17 protein-coding genes are annotated in these 18615 nt (G+C 62.8%); 10 read left to right on the forward strand and 7 right to left on the reverse strand.

The genetic code is table 11. The features are described 5' to 3' along the window. Nucleotides 1-93: 93 nt before the first annotated feature. Together KVG91_RS04230 and KVG91_RS04235 are read right to left on the reverse strand one after the other, a co-directional pair. Entirely contained in the window at nt 94-1236 is a 1143-nt protein-coding gene (locus KVG91_RS04230; protein ID WP_169376874.1) for a patatin-like phospholipase family protein, read from the reverse strand. A 32-nt stretch (nt 1237-1268) separates the two neighbouring features. Continuing rightward, on the reverse strand, nt 1269-2201 hold the full coding sequence (locus tag KVG91_RS04235; RefSeq protein WP_169376875.1) for a lipid A biosynthesis lauroyl acyltransferase: 933 nt from the start codon (nt 2199-2201) through the stop codon (nt 1269-1271). Between the two features lie 118 nt (nt 2202-2319). Between KVG91_RS04235 and minC the strand changes: the two genes are divergently transcribed. The 7 genes from minC to KVG91_RS04270 all read left to right on the forward strand — a co-directional run bounded on the left by minC (nt 2320) and on the right by KVG91_RS04270 (nt 9333). Beyond that, on the forward strand, nt 2320-3057 hold the full coding sequence (gene minC / locus KVG91_RS04240; RefSeq protein WP_169376876.1) for a septum site-determining protein MinC: 738 nt from the start codon (nt 2320-2322) through the stop codon (nt 3055-3057). 201 nt (nt 3058-3258) lie between these two features. Further along, nucleotides 3259-4071, forward strand: a complete 813-nt coding sequence (minD, locus tag KVG91_RS04245) for a septum site-determining protein MinD (protein ID WP_017737535.1) — start codon at nt 3259-3261, stop codon at nt 4069-4071. Between the two features lie 3 nt (nt 4072-4074). Then, nucleotides 4075-4329, forward strand: a complete 255-nt coding sequence (gene minE, locus KVG91_RS04250) for a cell division topological specificity factor MinE (RefSeq protein WP_003175252.1) — start codon at nt 4075-4077, stop codon at nt 4327-4329. A gap of 96 nt (nt 4330-4425) precedes the next feature. Then, nucleotides 4426-5061 (forward strand): RluA family pseudouridine synthase, encoded by a 636-nt coding sequence (locus KVG91_RS04255; protein ID WP_169376877.1) that lies wholly within the window; start codon nt 4426-4428, stop codon nt 5059-5061. A gap of 398 nt (nt 5062-5459) precedes the next feature. Next, the gene (locus KVG91_RS04260; RefSeq protein WP_169378665.1) at nt 5460-6749 is read left to right on the forward strand and encodes a M18 family aminopeptidase; all 1290 of its coding nucleotides are present in this window, start codon (nt 5460-5462) and stop codon (nt 6747-6749) included. Nucleotides 6750-6932: 183 nt separating this feature from the next. Next, nucleotides 6933-7109, forward strand: a complete 177-nt coding sequence (locus KVG91_RS04265) for a hypothetical protein (RefSeq protein WP_169378666.1) — start codon at nt 6933-6935, stop codon at nt 7107-7109. Between the two features lie 52 nt (nt 7110-7161). Next, the gene (locus KVG91_RS04270; RefSeq protein WP_169378667.1) at nt 7162-9333 is read left to right on the forward strand and encodes a mechanosensitive ion channel domain-containing protein; all 2172 of its coding nucleotides are present in this window, start codon (nt 7162-7164) and stop codon (nt 9331-9333) included. 897 nt (nt 9334-10230) lie between these two features. Here KVG91_RS04270 and KVG91_RS04275 read toward each other — a convergent pair. The 5 genes from KVG91_RS04275 to KVG91_RS04295 all read right to left on the reverse strand — a co-directional run bounded on the left by KVG91_RS04275 (nt 10231) and on the right by KVG91_RS04295 (nt 15078). Beyond that, nucleotides 10231-10452, reverse strand: a complete 222-nt coding sequence (locus tag KVG91_RS04275) for an MbtH family protein (RefSeq protein ID WP_102061965.1) — start codon at nt 10450-10452, stop codon at nt 10231-10233. An 82-nt stretch (nt 10453-10534) separates the two neighbouring features. Next, complete coding sequence (locus tag KVG91_RS04280) at nt 10535-11929, reverse strand: aspartate aminotransferase family protein (protein WP_169376480.1); 1395 nt, start codon at nt 11927-11929, stop codon at nt 10535-10537. A gap of 260 nt (nt 11930-12189) precedes the next feature. Next, nucleotides 12190-12957 carry an N-acetylmuramoyl-L-alanine amidase gene (locus KVG91_RS04285; protein ID WP_169376479.1) on the reverse strand — a complete coding sequence of 256 codons (768 nt, stop codon included), beginning with the start codon at nt 12955-12957 and terminating at the stop codon, nt 12190-12192. 124 nt (nt 12958-13081) lie between these two features. After that, entirely contained in the window at nt 13082-14401 is a 1320-nt protein-coding gene (locus tag KVG91_RS04290) for an ATP-binding protein (RefSeq protein WP_169376478.1), read from the reverse strand. After that, nucleotides 14398-15078: a response regulator gene (locus KVG91_RS04295; protein ID WP_076953027.1), complete on the reverse strand. Its 681-nt coding sequence runs from the start codon at nt 15076-15078 to the stop codon at nt 14398-14400. The genes KVG91_RS04290 and KVG91_RS04295 overlap by 4 nt, the downstream gene beginning before the upstream one ends. A 162-nt stretch (nt 15079-15240) precedes the next feature. On the opposite strand from KVG91_RS04295, the gene dsbD reads away from it, so the two are divergent. Genes dsbD through dsbG form a run of 3 tightly spaced genes read left to right on the forward strand, consistent with a single transcriptional unit; the run spans nt 15241 to nt 18551 of the window. Beyond that, complete coding sequence (dsbD, locus tag KVG91_RS04300; protein WP_169376477.1) at nt 15241-16968, forward strand: protein-disulfide reductase DsbD; 1728 nt, start codon at nt 15241-15243, stop codon at nt 16966-16968. Then, entirely contained in the window at nt 16969-17814 is an 846-nt protein-coding gene (locus KVG91_RS04305; RefSeq protein ID WP_169376476.1) for a TlpA disulfide reductase family protein, read from the forward strand. Then, nucleotides 17790-18551, forward strand: a complete 762-nt coding sequence (gene dsbG, locus KVG91_RS04310; protein WP_169376475.1) for a thiol:disulfide interchange protein DsbG — start codon at nt 17790-17792, stop codon at nt 18549-18551. The genes KVG91_RS04305 and dsbG overlap by 25 nt, the downstream gene beginning before the upstream one ends. Nucleotides 18552-18615: the final 64 nt, after the last annotated feature.

The following is an 18615-nucleotide window of genomic DNA, read 5'->3' on the forward strand; positions in this document are numbered from 1 at the left end:
TGGGAGCGGGCTTGCTCGCGAATGCGGTGTGTCAGTCAGCACATTCATTGGCTGACACCGCATTCGCGAGCAAGCCCGCTCCCACATTTAGATCTATGCCAGGCCCAGGAATTTTGACAATTCCTCACGCTTGGCCAGCGCATCCTTGCGCCCCAACTCAATCAACTCGCTGCAATACCCCGCCTCGAACAGCAGATAACTCAACACCCCCGCCCCGCTCGTCTTGGTCGCTCCCGGCCCACGCAGGAACATGCGCAGTGCCGCCGGCAATTCCTGCCGGTGCCGCGCGGCGATTTCATCGATGGGCTGGCTCGGCGCAATCACCAGCACTTCCACCGGCGCCACGCCCTGGGCCGCGCTGCCGGTCGGCTGGAACTCGCTGAACTGGTTCAAGCGCTCGAGCAATTCGATGTCACTTTCCAGGCTGTCGATGAACGTGCTGTTGAGCATATGCCCGCCGATTTGCGCCAGGGTCGGCTCCTGGCCGGTAAAGGCGCGCGGCGCTGCCGGGGCATTGCCGCGCGGGTTGCCGCTGACGCCCACCACCAGCACGCGGGTGGCGCCCAGGTGCAAGGCCGGGCTGATGGGCGCCGATTGCCGCACGGCGCCGTCACCAAAGAACTCCTGGTCGAGCTTGACCGGGGCAAACAGCAACGGGATCGCCGAACTGGCCAGCAGGTGATCAACCGTCAACCGAGTGGGCACGCCGATACGCCGATGGCGCAACCAGGCGTCGATGGTGCCGCCGCCTTGATAGAAGGTCACCGCTTGCCCGGACTCATAGCCGAAGGCCGTCACGGCTACCGCGTGCAGGTGCTTGTGCCGGATGGCCTCGTCGATGCCGTCCAGGTCCAGGCGTTCCTGCAGCAGGTCGCGTAACGGTGAGCTGTTGAGCAGGGCCACCGGCACTTGGGCACCCAGGCCCAGCAGGCTATGGATAAAGAAACGGCTCGCTTGGCGCACCACCCCCGGCCAGTCGCTGCGCAGCACCAAGTGACTGCGAAAGCTCTGCCAGAAGGCGGTCAGGCGTTGGATCGCGGCCCGAAAGTCCATGGCGCCACTGGCCAGGCTCACCGCATTGATCGCCCCCGCCGAGGTGCCGACGATCACCGGGAACGGGTTGGGTGCGCCCGGCGGCAGCAATTCGGCAATCGCCGCCAATACCCCCACCTGATACGCCGCTCGCGCCCCGCCGCCGGAAAGAATCAAGCCTGTAACCGGTTCAGCTGGGCGCATTGCATCACTCCATGTGGGAAAGGTATGCCTGATCAGCGGCGTTTTTCGTACAGCTTGGGCTCGCCCGGTGGCCGGCTCTTGAAGCGGCGATGGGTCCACAGGTATTGCTCGGGGCATTCCCGCACCGAGGCTTCGACCCACTGGTTGATGCGCAGGCAGTCGACTTCATCGCTCTCGCCGGGGAAATCGCTCAACGGCGGGTGGATGACCAAGCGGTAACCGCTGCCATCGGCCAGGCGCTCCTGGGTGAACGGCACCACCAGCGACTTGCCCAGGCGTGCGAACTTGCTGGTGGCGGTCACGGTGGCGGCCTGGATGCCGAACAGCGGCACGAAAATGCTTTGCTTGGCGCCGTAGTCCTGGTCCGGTGCGTACCAGATGGCGCGGCCGGCGCGCAGCAGCTTGAGCATGCCGCGCACATCCTCGCGCTCCACGGCCAGGGAATCGAGGTTGTGACGCTCGCGACCACGGCGCTGGATATAGTCGAACAACGGGTTGCCGTGCTCACGGTACATGCCATCGATGGTGTGCCTTTGCCCGAGCAGCGCGGCGCCGATCTCCAGGGTGGTGAAGTGCAGCGCCATGAGGATCACCCCCTTGCCATCCAGTTGGGCCTGCTTGAGATGCTCCAGGCCTTCGACATGGGCCAGGCGCGCCAGGCGCTGGCGCGACCACCACCAGCTCATGGCCATTTCAAAGAAGGCGATGCCGGTGGAAGCGAAGTTTTCCTTGAGCAAGCGCTTACGCGCCTTGGCGGATTTTTCCGGAAAGCACAATTCCAGGTTGCGCGCGGCGATGCGGCGACGTTCGCCGGCCACATGGTACATGCCGGCACCGAGCAAGCGACCAATGGTCAACAGCGCGCGGTACGGCAGTTGGGTAACCAGCCACAGCACGCCGAGCCCCAGCCACAACAGCCAGAAACGCGGGTGAAAGAATACAGTGCGAAAACGCGGGCGATCCATTACAGATTCCGGTAAAGACAGGGCCGCGCATTCTACAACGGTTCGACTCGGCTTGCGGCCCGTGGATGTTCTCGTTATAAGTCTCGACACTTTTCGTGACAAGCCGCTTTTGCCGACCATGAGCCAAACCGAACCGCTAGACCAAGATCCCGTGTTCCAGCTGAAGGGCAGCATGCTCGCCATCACCGTGCTGGAACTGGCCCGCAACGACCTCGACGCCCTGGACCGCCAGCTCGCCGCCAAGGTCGCCCTGGCGCCGAATTTCTTCAACAATGCCCCGCTGGTGCTGGCCCTGGACAAACTGCCCGCAGGCCAAGGCAGCATCGACCTGCCCGGCCTGATGCGCGTGTGCCGCTCCCATGGCCTGCGCACTCTGGCGATTCGCGCCAGCCGCATTGAAGACATCGCTGCCGCCATCGCTATTGAACTGCCAGTACTGCCACCGTCCGGCGCGCGCGAGCGTCCGCTTGAACCATTGGTCGGTGAAGAAAAGAAAAAACCAGAAAAACCACCGGAGCCGACGATCAGGCCTACAAAGATCATCACCTCGCCCGTACGCGGCGGGCAGCAGATTTACGCCCAGGGTGGCGACCTCGTGATCATCTCTTCGGTCAGCCCGGGGGCGGAACTTCTTGCCGATGGCAACATCCATGTATACGGCCCGATGCGGGGCCGTGCGCTCGCCGGCATCAAGGGTGATACCAAGGCCCGTATTTTCTGCCAGCAGTTGACCGCTGAGTTGGTATCCATCGCAGGCCAGTACAAGGTTGCCGAAGATTTGCGCCGTGATCCGCTGTGGGGCGCTTCGGTGCAGGTCAACCTGTCGGGCGATGTGTTGAACATCATTCGTCTTTAACGGATACTGCCGCATTTTCCAAGCATCTCTAAACTCTGATAGCACAGCGAAACCGGCAATACTTGTGTAGGACTAATTGGAAGTTGGCGTTTCCCTGCGGGAAACCACATCTTTTTCCTACAAAGGCTGTCCGCCTGCAGCGAGTTCCAAGAGATGTTTTTCAGGGACTGAAACGTCCTTCTTCCTTAGGGGTGAAACACCTTGGCCAAGATTCTCGTGGTTACATCCGGCAAGGGTGGTGTGGGTAAGACCACCACCAGCGCCGCTATCGGTACCGGTCTCGCGCTGCGCGGCCACAAGACAGTGATTGTCGACTTCGACGTCGGCTTGCGTAACCTCGACCTGATCATGGGCTGCGAACGCCGCGTGGTGTATGACTTCGTCAACGTGGTCAACGGCGAAGCCAACCTGCAGCAGGCCCTGATCAAGGACAAGCGCCTTGAGAACCTGTACGTACTGGCCGCCAGCCAGACCCGCGACAAAGACGCGTTGACCAAAGAAGGCGTAGGCAAAGTTCTGGCCGAGCTGAAGGAAACCTTCGAATACGTGGTCTGCGATTCGCCGGCCGGTATCGAGACCGGTGCTCACCTGGCGATGTATTTTGCCGACGAAGCCATCGTGGTGACCAACCCGGAGGTCTCCTCCGTACGTGACTCGGACCGCATGCTCGGCCTGCTGGCCAGCAAGTCCCAGCGCGCCGAGAAAGGCGAAGACCCGATCAAGGAGCACCTGCTGCTCACCCGCTACAACCCTGAGCGTGTCAGCAATGGCGAAATGCTTGGCGTTGAAGACGTGAAGGACATCCTCGCCGTGACCCTGCTGGGCGTGATTCCAGAATCCCAGGCCGTCCTCAAGGCTTCCAACCAGGGTGTCCCTGTGATCCTCGACGACCAGAGCGACGCCGGCCAGGCGTACAGCGACGCCGTTGATCGTTTGCTCGGCAAGACCGTGGAACACCGCTTCCTCGATGTCAAGAAGAAGGGATTCTTCGAGCGTATCTTTGGAGGCAACTAAACAATGAAATTTCTCGACTTCTTTCGCGCCAACAAAAAGCCAAGTACCGCGTCGGTAGCGAAAGAGCGTCTACAGATCATCGTGGCGCACGAACGCGGCCAACGCAGCACACCGGACTACCTGCCAGCCTTGCAGAAGGAACTGGTCGAGGTGATCCGCAAGTACGTCAATATCGGCAACGATGACGTGCATGTCGCTCTGGAAAATGACGGCAGCTGCTCGATTCTGGAACTCAATATCACCCTGCCTGATCGTTGATCGAACAGGCGGCCGCCACGGCGGCTCGTTCACCCGCAACCCTTTTCAAGGGCCGGGTGGGCGAGCCGCCGTTGGCGTTTGTTACGAGGCTGTTTAATGCCGTTGTCCAACATCCATATCCTCTATCAGGATGCCGCCGTCCTGGTGGTGAACAAGCCGACCCTACTGCTCTCGGTGCCGGGTCGCGCCGATGACAACAAGGACTGCCTGATCACCCGCCTGCAGGAAAACGGCTACCCCGAAGCCCGCATTGTCCATCGCCTGGACTGGGAAACCTCGGGGATCATCCTGCTGGCCCGGGACGCCGATACCCATCGCGAACTGTCGCGCCAGTTTCATGACCGTGAAACCGAAAAAGCCTACACCGCCCTGGCTTGGGGCCAGCCGGAACTGGACAGCGGCGGCATCGATTTGCCGCTGCGCTACGACCCGCCGACCAAGCCACGGCATGTGGTGGACCATGAGTTCGGCAAGCATGCGCTGACGTTCTGGAAAGTGCTGGAGCGTTGCGGCGACTGGTGCCGTGTGGAGCTGACGCCGATTACCGGGCGTTCGCACCAATTGCGCGTGCATATGTTGTCCATCGGTCATCCGCTGCTGGGGGACGGGTTGTATGCCCATGAACAAGCCTTGGCTGCGTGGCCACGACTGTGCCTGCACGCAAGCATGTTGAGCTTCACCCATCCGCAAAGCGGCGAGCGCCTGCGCTTCGAGTGCCCTGCGCCGTTCTAAAACTGCAAATGCATACATACCCTGTGGGAGCTGGCTTGCCTGCGATAACCATAGGTATCTACGCATTTTTGTAGTGAGCGGGCTTGCCCCGCGCTGGGCTGAAGCGGCCCCAAACCAGGCGAATGGCGTATGTCTGAAACTGCGCGGTGTCTTTATTGGGGCGGCTTCGCCACCCAGCGCGGGACAAGCCCGCTCACTACAGGGATTTGTGAGCCTTGAAAGTTGTGTAGATACCTATGCTGCGATAACGGTGTGTCAGCCCAACATCTTTCACTGATAGACCGCTATCGCAGGCAAGCCAGCTCCCACAGAGGGTTGTGTTGTTCTCAGCCATGCAGGTTCGCTCCAAATACGTGGTCAATACGGTAAACTCCGCACACTGCTGTCTGGAGCTATTTATGCGCGAAGCGTTGAATCAAGGCCTGATCGACTTTCTCAAGGCCTCCCCTACTCCTTTTCATGCCACTGCCGCGATGGCCCAGCGCCTGGACGCGGCCGGTTACCAGCGCCTCGACGAGCGCGAAACCTGGACCACCGAAGCTAACGGCCGGTATTACCTGACCCGCAACGATTCCTCGATCATCGCCTTCAAGCTCGGCCGCCACTCGCCGCTGCAGGGCGGTATCCGCCTGGTCGGCGCCCACACCGACAGCCCATGCCTGCGGGTCAAGCCCCAGCCCGAGCTGCAACGCCAGGGCTTCTGGCAGTTGGGCGTGGAAGTCTACGGCGGCGCGCTGCTGGCGCCGTGGTTCGACCGCGACCTGTCCCTGGCCGGCCGCGTGACCTTCCGCCGCGACGGCAAGGTCGAAAGCCAGTTGATCGATTTCAAGCTGCCCATCGCTATCATCCCCAACCTGGCGATTCACCTGAACCGTGAAGCCAACCAGGGTTGGGCGATCAATGCGCAGACCGAACTGCCGCCGATCCTCGCGCAATTTGCCGGTGACGAGCGCGTGGACTTTCGCGCTGTGCTCACCGAGCAGTTGGCCCGCGAACACGGGCTGAACGCCGACGTGGTGCTCGACTACGAGCTGAGCTTCTACGATACCCAAAGTGCCGCGGTGATCGGCCTGAACGGCGACTTCATCGCCGGTGCGCGCCTGGACAACCTGCTGTCGTGCTACGCCGGCCTGCAAGCCCTGCTCACCAGCGACAGCGAAGAAACCTGCGTGCTGGTGTGCAACGACCACGAAGAAGTCGGCTCCTGCTCGGCCTGCGGCGCCGACGGCCCGATGCTCGAACAGACCCTGCGGCGCCTGTTGCCCGAAGGTGAAGAGTTCGTACGCACGATCCAGAAATCCCTGCTGGTGTCGGCGGACAACGCTCATGGCGTGCACCCCAACTATGCCGACAAGCACGACGCCAACCACGGCCCCAAGCTCAACGCGGGCCCGGTGATCAAGGTCAACAGCAACCAGCGTTACGCCACCAACAGCGAAACCGCCGGGTTCTTCCGCCATCTGTGCATGGCCCAGGAAGTACCGGTGCAAAGCTTCGTGGTGCGCAGCGACATGGGTTGCGGCTCGACCATCGGGCCGATCACCGCCAGCCACTTGGGTGTACGCACCGTGGACATCGGCCTGCCGACGTTTGCCATGCACTCCATCCGGGAGCTGTGCGGCAGCCATGACCTGGCACATCTGGTGAAGGTGTTGGGCGCGTTCTACGCGAGCCATGATTTGCCTTGAGACCGTAGCGCGGCCATCGCGGGCAAGCCCGATCCCACATTTGGAACGAATTCACTGTGGGAGCGGGCTTGCCCGCGATGGCGATTTCAAAAACACCGAACGCTACCTGATACACATCAACCCCACTTTCCCCAATCCCGCCTAGACTTGTCAGTATTCCCACTCCGACAAGGCCGTCATCCCATGATTTCCATGTCCGCCTTCCACGCCATGCTGATCCCGATCCTGATCGGCATGCTCTTGCTGGCCGTGGGTTTCAACTTTCGTGACAAGCCCCTCGGCGTGTTTGGCATGTGGGTCGGCATGCTGCTGATCCTGGGCACGGTGGTATACAAGATTCTCGCCAAACTGGCCGAATGACGCTTGCCCTCGTACACTCGATCGACCTGCCGTCTTCAAGGTTGCCCGCCTCGTGCTTTCCCGTCTGTTCGCCCTGCCCTGCTCGCTATTGATTGCCCTGCTCGTACTGCTGCCGTGCGCCCCTGCCCAAGCCGTCGGCTTGCCCGGCATGCTGGGCGGCGGCACCAAGGCTCAACCCCAGGCCGAGGTGCCGTTGGGCCAGTCGTTGGACGAGGTCATCAAGACCTTGGAGAACGACCAGCAGCGCACCCAATTGCTGAGCGACCTGAAGAAGCTGCGCGCGGCCACGCAAAAAGCCCAGCCCGCCGCAGAGCTGGGGGTGCTGGGGCTGATCGGCAGTACGCTGTCGGGCTTTGAGCAGCAGTTTTCCGGTGCCGACAGCCCGCTGGGGCGCTGGTCCAACGAGGTCGACCTGGCCAAGGAAGAGCTCAGTGCGCTGATGCTGCCGGCCAAGGAATGGCTGCCGATCATTTTCGGTTTTGCCCTGATCCTGGCGGTCTGGAGCCTGCTCGCCGCTGCGCTGATCTGGTTGAGCCACCGCGTGCGCGAACGTTTCGGCCTGCCCGAGGAATTGCCGCAGCACCCACGCACCTGGGACATGGTGCGTTTCGCCCTGCGCAAACTGGGCCCCTGGCTGATCGCCCTGGTGATCACCGTGTACCTGAGCTACGCCCTGCCCTCGTCCCTGGGCAAGTCCCTGGCGATGGTATTGGCCTATGCGCTGGTGGTCGGCACCTGCTTCTCCGCCATCTGCGTGATTGCCTTTTCCGTGCTCGACGGCCCCCATCGCCATCGCGCGTTGTACATCCTGCGTCACCAGGCGTTCCGCCCTCTCTGGTGGATCGGCAGTTTTGCCGCCTTCGGTGAAGCCCTGAGCGATCCCAGGCTGGTACAAGCCCTTGGGCAACACCTGTCCCACACCGCCGCGACCGTGGCCAATGTGATGGCAGCTTTATCGACCGGCGTGTTCATCCTGCGTTTCCGTCGCCCCATCGCTCACCTGATCCGCAACCAGCCGTTGTCACGCCGCCTCACGCGCCGCGCCCTCAGCGACACGATCGAAATCATCGGTTCGTTCTGGTACATCCCCGCGTTGCTGCTGGTGGGCATTTCGCTGTTCGCTACGTTCGTCTCGGCCGGCGACACCAGCACCGCCCTGCGCCAGTCACTGCTGTGCACGGTGCTGCTGGTGTTGTGCATGGTGATCAACGGTCTGGTACGCCGCCACGCGCTCAAGCCGCAACGCGGGCACAAGCGCCACGCGCTGTACTCCGAGCGCCTCAAAGGCTTCCTCTACACCTTGGCGCACCTGGCGGTGTGGCTGGTGTTTATCGAGTTGGGGCTGCGGGTGTGGGGCCTGTCGCTGATTCGCTTTACCGAAGGCGATGGCCATGAGGTCAGCGTCAAGCTGTTCGGCCTGGCGGGGACCCTGCTGTTTGCCTGGCTGATCTGGATTCTCAGCGACACCGCGATCCACCATGCGCTCACCCGTTCGCGCAAAGGGCTGGCCAACGCTCGCGCGCAGACCATGATGCCGTTGATCCGCAACGTGCTGTTCGTAACCATTTTTATCATCGCCGCCATCGTCGCCCTGGCGAACATGGGCATGAACGTCACGCCGCTGCTGGCCGGTGCCGGTGTGATCGGCCTGGCCATCGGCTTTGGTGCGCAATCGCTGGTGGCGGACTTGATCACCGGCTTGTTCATCATCATCGAGGACTCCCTGGCGATCGATGACTATGTGGACGTGGGCGGCCACCTCGGTACCGTCGAGGGCCTGACGATCCGCACGGTGCGCCTGCGCGACATCGACGGGATCGTGCACACCATCCCGTTCAGCGAGATCAAGAGCATCAAGAACTACTCGCGCGAGTTCGGCTACGCGATCTTCCGGGTGGCGATCCCTTACAACATGGAGATCGACGACGCCATCAAGCTGATGCGCGATGTCGGCCAGAAAATGCGCAACGACCCCCTGCAACGCCGCAACATCTGGTCGCCGTTGGAGATTCAGGGCGTGGAGAGCTTCGAGTCGGGCAGCGCGATTCTGCGTGCACGTTTCAAGACCGCGCCGATCAAGCAGTGGGAAGTGTCGCGGGCGTTCAACCTGTCGCTCAAGCGTCAACTGGATGAAGCCGGGCTGGACCTGGCGACGCCGCGGTTGAGTGTGCAGGTGGTGACGGGGGCTGCTGGGGCGGGGGGAAAAGAGAAGAGTGTCCAGTAGGCAATGGGGTCTGGGAGTTGGGTTTGACCGGGTACATATCCATTCCTGCGGTCACGGCCGCTGTTGGTTCCGCCCTTACGGCGGCTCACTTTGGAAAAGCCCCAAAGTAAGCAAAGGGCTCTTGCCCCACCACTCGGCACCTCGCCTAGGCTCGGTGTGCCCGAACGCAGGCTTGAATCCGTGGGCCGCCGTCATGGGCCATCCTTGGCCCAGGACGGCTAACCCGGCGTCCTGCCGGGTTACCCACGGATTCAAGCCTGCGTTCGGCCAGCGTGGTTAACGGGGCGCGTGAGATCAAGATCAAAAGCCAGATCAAAGCGAAAGCACAGCCAGAGCCAGAGCCAGAGCCAGAGCCAGAGCCAGAGCCAGAGCCAGAGCCAGAGCCAGAGCAGGTTAGGTGGCACTCCACCGATCTGCTTTTCTGTGGGAGCTGGCTTGCCTGCGATGCAGACAACTCAGTACATCAGGTACACCCAGTTGATGCCATCGCAGGCAAGCCAGCTCCCACATTGAACCGGGATCGACTCACATTATCGGTCGGCTCTAAGGCCGCCGCGCTTTGGCTTTTGATCTGGGATCGCCCCGTCAACCACGCTGGCCGCAATTCGATATTGATTTGGGGGGTAAACCGGCAGGACGCCGGTTTAGCCGCCCCGCGCCATGGATGGCGCGTGGCGGCGGCCCCCCAAATCAATGTCGGATTACGGGCATGCCGAGCCTAGGCGAGGCACCGAGTGGTGGGGCGAGGACCTTTTGCTTACTTTTGGGTCCCTCCAAAAGTGAGTCGCTGTAAGAGCGAAACCATAAGCAGCCGTTACATAAATAACGGATATGTACTCATTCCAACCAGAGTCCGCCATCGCAGCCAAGCCAGCTCCCACCTTCGATCTGCGGCAATTAAGCCAGGGCAGCACCATCCATCTTCTGCCGCAAACTCAACGGCCGCATATCAGTCCAGACCTCCTCAATGTACGCCAGGCACTCTTTCTTCATGCCGCTCTTGCCCACGGTGCGCCAGCCTTCCGGCACGGCCTTGTAGTCGGGCCAGATGGAATACTGTTCTTCATGGTTGACCACTACCTGAAACAGGATGTCGTCGCGGTCAAATACTGAGGTCATTGCTGTTCTCCATCGCTAAAAGACGGGCTGCGCACCGTGCGCAGCACTGATATCTGTAGAAACGTACAACCCTGGCAAAAAATTAGAGGCCGGCGACCGCCGCCGCCAACGCGCGCCCGAAGATATCCGCGACCCGGTCGACTTCGGCGGCGGTGATCACCAGCGGCGGCAGGAAGCGCACCACGCTGCCATGCCGCCCGCCCAGCTCAAGGATCAGCCCGCGCTTGAGGCATTCGCGCTGCACCAGCGGCGCCAGTTGGCGATGGATGGGTGGGTGGCCTTGAATGTCGAGTAGGCCATCGGGCTCAACCAGTTCCACGCCGAGCATCAGCCCGCGGCCGCGAATATCCCCCAGGTGCGGGAAGTCGCGTTGCAGGATGCGCAGGTGTTCACCCAGGCGCTCACCCATGGCCGCCGCGTGGCCGGCCAGGTCGTGGTCTTTGAGGTAGCGCATCACCGCCGAACCCGCCGCCATCGCCATCTGGTTGCCACGGAAGGTCCCGGCATGCGCACCCGGCAGCCAGGTGTCGAGCCAGTCGCGATACACCACCACCGCCAGTGGCAGGCTACCGCCGATGGCCTTGGACATCACCACCACATCCGGGATGATGCCCGCGTGTTCGAAGGCGAACATCTTGCCCGTGCGGGCGAACCCGCTCTGGATCTCATCGACGATCAACGCCACGCCCGCTTGCTCGGTGATGCGGCGCAGGCCGCGCAGCCAGTCCAGATCAGCCGGGATCACCCCGCCTTCGCCCTGCACCACTTCGACGATCACTGCGGCCGGCAGCAATACGCCCGCTTCCGGGTCATTCAGCAGGTTTTCCAGGTAATGCAGGTTGACCCGCACACCTTCCGCGCCGCCCAGACCGAACGGGCAACGGTAGTCGTAAGGGTACGGCAGGAATTGCACGCCATTGCCGAGCAACGCGCCCAAGGGTTTTTTCGGCCCCAGGCTGCCCATCAGGCTCAACGCGCCCTGGCTCATGCCATGGTAACCGCCCTGGAATGACAACACGGTGCTGCGCCCGGTGGCGGTACGCACCAGCTTCAAGGCGGCTTCGACGGCATCGGTGCCGGTGGGGCCGCAGAACTGGATCTTCGCTTCCCGTGCCAGCGCTGGCGGCAACAGGCCGAACAGGTCCTGCACGAACTGGTCCTTGACCGGCGTGGTCAGGTCCAGGGTATGCAGCGGCAATTCATCGGCCAGCACCTGCTGGATGGCCTCGATCACCACCGGGTGGTTATGCCCCAGCGCCAGGGTACCGGCGCCGGCCAGGCAATCAATGAAACTGCGGCCTTCGACGTCTTCCACGTAGATGCCTTTGGCGCGTTTCAGCGCCAAAGGTATACGGCGCGGGTAGCTGCGGGCGTTGGACTCCTGCTGGCGCTGACGGGCGAGCAGCGGGGTGTCGTCGAACTGGTAGAGCGTTTCATGCACCTGGGCGTCTTCGATACGGCTGGTAGCGACTGACATTTCTCGATCCCTCAATACGCTGATGATGACCAAACTGCCGATCCGCTGGCGTCTGGCCCAAGGGGCATGCGCACGGATTTCCTGTTCTGGAAACGCACCAGTGAGGGAGGGATTTAGTGACCGTGATCGTTAACTGACGGATGAAGATCCAATTGTGGGAGCGGGCTTGCTCGCGAAAGCGGTGGCTCAGTCATGCATGTATTGACTGATACTCCGCCTTCGCGAGCAAGCCCGCTCCCACATTTGGGCCGCGTTCCGCTTCAGAGTCCGAGGTACTTTTCATTTAGCGCGTACAGAATCGCGCAGGTCTCTGCGTCCAGAACCCCGCAGTAATCACGCGGGCGAAAGTGCATCTGAAACGCCCGCGTTCTCTGTTCAAACCCCTGCCGATTCTTCGCCGGCGCATAGCCGTAGCGCTGAAACGCCCGCTCCACCTCGACTTCCGAGGGCAACCCGGTGCAAAACCTTCGTTGATACATCGCCCGCGTCGTCTCATCGAACCAGGCACCCACGCCTGCCTCATGCAAGCGACGCCAGGGCAGTTGCGGCCCCGGATCGCTCTTGCGCGCATACGCCACGTCCGAATGCCCGAGGATGTCGGTGGGCCCAACTTGTGGATAACGCCCAAGGATGTCGCGAACCAGCGCTATCAACACGTCAGTCTGTTCCTCGCCGTATGACGGAAAAGTGAACACCCCGCCGTCATACCGCGCCAGGTTGACGATTTCGACGCCAATCGAACGGCTATTGAGGTTATCGCGCCCCGCCCAATGGCTGACCCCGGCATGCCAGGCGCGCTGTTTTTCCGCCACCAGGCGAAACACCCGCAGCTCTTCATAACCGGCAGCGCGGTAGCTTGGCTCATCTGGATCGGGCAGCAGATAGTGCGCGCTGACCCCGTCCCGGGTCAGGGTGCGCAGGGAGGAGCCAAAGGGCGCCGCGGTGTAATGCAAAATCACCTGCTCAACAGGCTCGCCGTTACGTTCGTTGAAGCCCGTGGCAGGAAAACTGGTATCAATGACCAACATAAGAACCATCCTTTTCAATTCAGGCCGAGTCGTTCAGCCCGTTCAAGCGCAAAGAAATTACCGCCATCCTGAAGGCTTGATCTTCAGGATGGCGGTAACTATTTGGCACTCGAAAGAAAAGTGATCAGCGCCGCAGCGGCATGCCCAATTCGACGCGCAGGCCATCCGCCTGGCTGTCGAACTTCAGCGAGCACGAACAACGCTGCACGATGGCCTGGACGATCGCCAGGCCCAGCCCGCAGCCTTCGCTGTTGCCATTGCGCCAGAAGCGTTGGGTCAGGTATTGCAGGTCCTCGGGCAAGATTTGCTTGCCGTGGTCACGGACGCGGAACACCACGTTATCGGCGTGGGTAAACACGCTGAGTTCCACCCGCGTATCCGTCGGGGTGTGGCGCAAGGCGTTGTCCAGCAGGTTGCGCAGGGCCGCGACCGCCAGGCCGACCGGCATGTCTACGGGGGTGGTGCAGAGGTTGTCGTGCAGGATTAAGTCAATGCGCGCGTTGTCGCCGGCGTTCGCGTCCTGGATTGCCAGCCGTGCCACTTCTTCGGCGCTGGATTGCAGCCCATCGTCGAATGACAGGCTGCCTTCCACTCGCGCCAGCAACAGCAATTGCTCCAGGGTGCGATGCAGGCGGTCGGCGCCCTCCTCGGCGTGGGCCAGGGACTGATCGCGGGCCGCGCCCTCGGTCATACGCGCCACTTGCAGGTGGGTCTTGATCGCCGTCAGCGGGCTGCGCAGTTCATGGGCCGCGTCCCCGGTGAGGCGGCGTTCGCGCTCGAGGGTCTTGGCGATGCGTTGCAACAGTTGGTTCTGGGTGTCGAGCAACGGCTTGAGTTCGCTGGGCAGCGGGTGGATCTGCAGCGGCTCAAGGGAGTCGGCACTGCGACGCATCAACGCATCACGCATGCGGTTGAGCGGCAGCAGGCTCTGGCCGATGCCCAGCCACAACAGGCACAGGCAGCCCAGCATCGCCACCCCCACCGGCACCGACGCCGCCAGCAGGATCGACAGGTTCAGCGCCTCGCGCTCCACTTGGCGGTCGGCGGTGGTGATCAACAGGTCGCCACGGGACAGGGTAAAACTGCGCCAATTCACGCCATCGATCACTTGGTCCCGAAAACCACTCACCCGCGACTCCAGCCCTTCATCCGGGGTGGCGTGGCTGCGCGCCAGCACTTCGCCGCGCAAGGAGCTGACCTGGCACGCCATGCCCCCCGGTATATTCAAGCTGCCATGGGAATGCGCGCCAGCGCTCTCACTGGCCAACCCCGGCATCTGCTCGGTGAGCCCTGCCACCATGCGCGCCGAGGCCACCAGGCGCTGGTCGAGGGAGAACATCATCTGGTTGCGCAAATCGTTGAGCATCCAGGCCGCCGCGAAGGCCCAGATCAGCACAAAGGCGGCGCCCAGCTTGAACGTCAGGCGCAGGCGCAGGCTGTTCACGGGGCGTCCTCGCCCCCGTCAGCCGGGCCCAGGCGGTAGCCCAGGCCGCGCACGGTCTCGACAATGCCGTTGCCCAATTTGCGCCGCAGGTGATGGATATGCACGTTCAAGGCGTTGCTTTCCAACTCGTCATTGAAGCCGTAGACGCTGTCCTTGAGCTGCTCGCTGGACAGCACGCGGCCCTTGTTGTGCAGCAGGGCTTGCAGCAGCGCCTGCTCACGGCGCGACAGGTCCACCGGCTGGCCGCCCAAGAAAGTTTCGCGGCTGCTGGGGTCGTAGGCCAGGCGGCCATGTTCGATCAGGTTGACCCGGCGCCCCGCCACCCGCCGCAGCAGGGTTTGCAGGCGCGCGGCGAGCTCGCGCAGGTCGAAGGGCTTGAGCAGGTAGTCGTCGGCGCCGGCTTGCAGGCCGTCGACGCGGTTGGTCACCGAGTCGCGCGCGGTGAGGATCAGCACCGGGATTTCCAGGCCCTGGCTGCGCTGCTGCTGCAGCAGCTTAAGGCCATCCTCGTCGGGCAGGCCGAGGTCGAGCACCATGATGTCGAACGTGGCCGCCCTGAGCATGGCCCGCGCGGCGCCGGCCGTGGCCACGCGCTCGACGGTAAACCCCTGGGCGGTCAGGCCGGCCACGATGCCGCTGGCGATCAGTTCGTCGTCTTCACAGACCAGTACGTGCATGGTGAACCCTTCAGGAAAGATGGGGGTGATTAAAGGTGCGGCGGATTAAGCGCAGATTATGCCGCTAAACCCGCCACACTCCCTCTAGAATAGCCTGGGTTAATCATCGGTTAATCAACGCCACACATTGTGTGCCTCACTTGCATCGACTAAGGCTTGACCATGCGGCATCTGTTTACCTTTTTGCTGGTGTTGTTCGCGGGGTTCGCCCAGGCCGCGCCGGGCAACCCGTTTGAAACAAAACCCGACTTCCTCCCGGTGGGCAAAGCCTTCACCTTTACCTCCGAACGTCTTGAAAGCGGCGAAACCCAGCTGTATTGGCAGATTGCCGATGGCTATTACCTTTACCAGCAGCGCATGAAGTTCGACGGCCTGGCCGAAAAACCCGTGCTGCCCGAGGGTGAAGCCCATAGCGATGAGTTCTTCGGCGAGCAGCAAGTGTATCGCCAGGGCCTGGAAGTGAAGATTCCGGCCGGCGCCACCGGCCAGGTCAAGCTGGGCTGGCAGGGCTGCGCGGATGCGGGCCTGTGCTACCCGCCGCAGTCGATCACCGTGGACCTGGGCGGCAACCCCGCGGCGGCGGCCACAGCCCAAGCCCAGGACCAGAGCCTGGCCAGCGGCTTGCAGCAACGCAGCCTGGGCTGGAGCCTGCTGCTGTTCTTTGGCCTGGGCCTGCTGCTGGCGTTTGCACCGTGCTCCTTGCCGATGCTGCCGATTCTCGCCGGCCTGGTGGTGGGCAGCGGCGCCAGCCCCCGTCGCGGCTTTGCCTTGGCCAGCAGCTACGTGGTGTGCATGGCGCTGGTGTATGCGGCACTGGGTGTGTTGGCCGCATTGCTCGGCGGCAACCTCGCCGCGTTGCTGCAAACGCCGTGGATCCTCGGCAGTTTCGCGGCCCTGTTCGTGATTCTGGCCCTGCCGATGTTCGGCTTCTTTGAACTGCAACTGCCCGCGTTCCTGCGTGACCGCCTCGACAGTGTCAGTCGTCAACAAAGCGGCGGCAGCCTGGTGGGTGCGGGCGTTCTCGGCGCACTGTCCGGCCTGCTGGTCGGCCCGTGCATGACCGCCCCCCTGGCCGGCGCCCTGCTCTATATCGCCCAGACCGGCAATGCGCTGCATGGCGGCCTGATCCTGTTCGCCATGGGCATCGGTATTGGCATTCCGCTGTTGCTGCTGGTGACCGTGGGCAACCGCTTCCTGCCCAAGCCGGGTACCTGGATGAATGTGCTCAAGGGCATCTTCGGCTTCCTGTTCCTCGGCACCGCCGTGCTGATGATTCGCCCAGTGGTCGGCGACACCCTGTGGATCGGCCTGTGGGGCGCACTCGCGCTGGTGATGGCTTACTGCGGTTGGACGTTGGCCCGCGAATACGGCCTGGCCGCCAAAGTGTTTGGCGCCGGCTCCCTGGTGCTCGGCCTGTGGGGCGCCGCGCTGGTGGTGGGCGCGGCGGGTGGCAGCGATGACCTGTGGCAACCACTGCAGGTCTACAGCGGCTCGCGGGCCGCCGCCGCATCGACCGCCCACGACGCCTTCATGACGATCAACGACCCTGCCGTGCTGCAAAACCAGCTCGACAGCGCCAAGGCCCAGGGCCAGTGGGTGCTGGTGGACTATTACGCGGACTGGTGCGTGTCATGCAAGATCATGGAAAAACAGGTATTCGGCAAACCTGAAGTGCTCGACGCCCTGAAAGACGTGCGTCTGCTGCGCCTCGACGTCACCGCTGACAACGCCGCCAGCCGCGAGCTGCTCGGCCGCTACAAAGTGCCTGGCCCACCGAGCTTCGTGTGGATCGGCCCGGACGGCGCAGAACGCCGCGCCCAACGCATCACCGGCGAAGTGGATGCCGCCGCCTTCCTGCAACGCTGGACGCAAACCCGGGACGCCCTCTGAATGCTGACCCTGACCATCGGCACCTTCGCCATCGCCCTGAATCACCTGCTGCTGATCAGCGCGCTGATTCTGGCCACCCTGGTGGGTTGGCGCGTGGCCAAGCGTGGCGGTGAAAACCCGGAATCGGTGCTGTTCAGCCTGTTCCTGCTGGGCATGCTGGTCGCCCGCGTCAGCTTTGTGCTGATGTACTGGAGCGACTACCGCCACGACCCGCTGCAGATGGTCGACCTGCGCGACGGCGGTTTCCTCGCCTGGCCCGGCGTCATCGCACTGGTCCTCGGCGCACTGGCCTACGGCTGGCGCCGCCCGGCCCTGCGCAAGCCGCTGGGCGCTGGGGTAATCACCGGCCTGGTGTTCTGGGGCATGGCCAGCGTGTCCCTGAGCCTGTACGACAAGGGCACGCAACTGCCGGACATCACCTTGCGCAATGCCGATGGCGAGGTCGTGCAACTGGCTGACTACAAGGGCGGCCCGCTGGTGATCAACCTCTGGGCCACCTGGTGCCCGCCGTGCCGTCGCGAAATGCCGGTACTGGAACGCGCCCAGCACCAGCGCCCCGATGTGACCTTCCTGTTCGTCAACCAGGCCGAAAGCATGCAAAGCGTCAGCACCTACCTGGCCACCCAAGGCCTGAACCTCGACAACGTGCTGTTCGACGCCAGCGGCCGCCTCGGCCAGGCCGTGGGTTCGATGGCGCTGCCCACCACGTTGTTCTACACCGCCGACGGCCGCCTGATCAACAGCCACCTCGGCGAGCTGTCCCAAGCCAGCCTGGCCCGCGCCATGGAACCCTTCGACACCGCTACGATAAGGAAACCCACATGCCCCGCCTCCGCCACCTGCTGACCCTGCTGCCACTGACGCTGGCCGCCACCCTGGCCCACGCCGAAGACTGGCCGGCACCGATCAAACAGATCGAGGCCAAGGGCGCCAAAATCCTTGGCACCTTCGACGCGCCCAGCGGGCTCAAGGGCTACGCCGCGCAATACCAGAACCGCGGCATGGCGCTGTACCTGACCGCCGACGGCAAAAGCGTGATCGCCGGCAACCTGTACGACGCCCAGGGCAACGACCTGAGCAGCGCGCCCCTGGACAAGCTGGTCTACGCGCCCATGGCCAAGGAAGTCTGGGCCAAGATGGAAAAAAGCAGCTGGATCCAGGACGGCGACGTCAACGCGCCGCGCACCGTCTACCTGTTCAGCGACCCCAACTGCCCCTACTGCAACATGTTCTGGGAACAGGCCCGCCCGTGGGTAAAAGCCGGCAAGGTTCAGCTGCGCCACATCATGGTCGGCATCATCCGCGAAGACAGCCCCGGCAAATCCGCCGCGCTGTTTGCCGCCAAAGACCCGCAAAAAGCCCTGCAGGAACATGAAGCCGCCGGCAAGGGCAGCAAGTTGCAGGCACTGGACAAGATCCCGGCGGATATCGAGGCAAAGCTGGATGCAAATATGAAGTTGATGGAAGAGCTGGAGTTATCGGCGACGCCAGCGATTTTCTACCGGGATGACAAGGGTGGGTTGCAACAACAGCAGGGGGCGCCTTCGCCGGAGAAACTAGGCAAGATCATGGGGCCAAAATAGCGCCACCGTTTACTGCCAAAGGGGCTGTTAATCAAATAGAAGCCTCCTTCTGATGTTGGAAGGA

It is taken from the genome of Pseudomonas azadiae, from assembly GCF_019145355.1.
In the GTDB taxonomy this organism is placed as follows: Bacteria; Pseudomonadota; Gammaproteobacteria; order Pseudomonadales; family Pseudomonadaceae; genus Aquipseudomonas; species Aquipseudomonas azadiae.

What these genes read in the sequence shown, in the direction of transcription:
- minE (WP_003175252.1), top strand. Translation starts at nt 4,075, where the DNA reads ATGAAATTTCTCGACTTCTTTCGCGCCAACAAAAAGCCAAGTACCGCG.
- KVG91_RS04280 (WP_169376480.1), bottom strand. Translation starts at nt 11,929, where the DNA reads ATGTCAGTCGCTACCAGCCGTATCGAAGACGCCCAGGTGCATGAAACG.
- KVG91_RS04265 (WP_169378666.1), top strand. Translation starts at nt 6,933, where the DNA reads ATGATTTCCATGTCCGCCTTCCACGCCATGCTGATCCCGATCCTGATC.
- KVG91_RS04260 (WP_169378665.1), top strand. Translation starts at nt 5,460, where the DNA reads ATGCGCGAAGCGTTGAATCAAGGCCTGATCGACTTTCTCAAGGCCTCC.
- dsbD (WP_169376477.1), top strand. Translation starts at nt 15,241, where the DNA reads ATGCGGCATCTGTTTACCTTTTTGCTGGTGTTGTTCGCGGGGTTCGCC.
- KVG91_RS04235 (WP_169376875.1), bottom strand. Translation starts at nt 2,201, where the DNA reads ATGGATCGCCCGCGTTTTCGCACTGTATTCTTTCACCCGCGTTTCTGG.
- KVG91_RS04305 (WP_169376476.1), top strand. Translation starts at nt 16,969, where the DNA reads ATGCTGACCCTGACCATCGGCACCTTCGCCATCGCCCTGAATCACCTG.
- KVG91_RS04285 (WP_169376479.1), bottom strand. Translation starts at nt 12,957, where the DNA reads ATGTTGGTCATTGATACCAGTTTTCCTGCCACGGGCTTCAACGAACGT.
- dsbG (WP_169376475.1), top strand. Translation starts at nt 17,790, where the DNA reads ATGCCCCGCCTCCGCCACCTGCTGACCCTGCTGCCACTGACGCTGGCC.
- minC (WP_169376876.1), top strand. Translation starts at nt 2,320, where the DNA reads ATGAGCCAAACCGAACCGCTAGACCAAGATCCCGTGTTCCAGCTGAAG.
- KVG91_RS04255 (WP_169376877.1), top strand. Translation starts at nt 4,426, where the DNA reads ATGCCGTTGTCCAACATCCATATCCTCTATCAGGATGCCGCCGTCCTG.
- KVG91_RS04275 (WP_102061965.1), bottom strand. Translation starts at nt 10,452, where the DNA reads ATGACCTCAGTATTTGACCGCGACGACATCCTGTTTCAGGTAGTGGTC.
- KVG91_RS04230 (WP_169376874.1), bottom strand. Translation starts at nt 1,236, where the DNA reads ATGCGCCCAGCTGAACCGGTTACAGGCTTGATTCTTTCCGGCGGCGGG.
- KVG91_RS04295 (WP_076953027.1), bottom strand. Translation starts at nt 15,078, where the DNA reads ATGCACGTACTGGTCTGTGAAGACGACGAACTGATCGCCAGCGGCATC.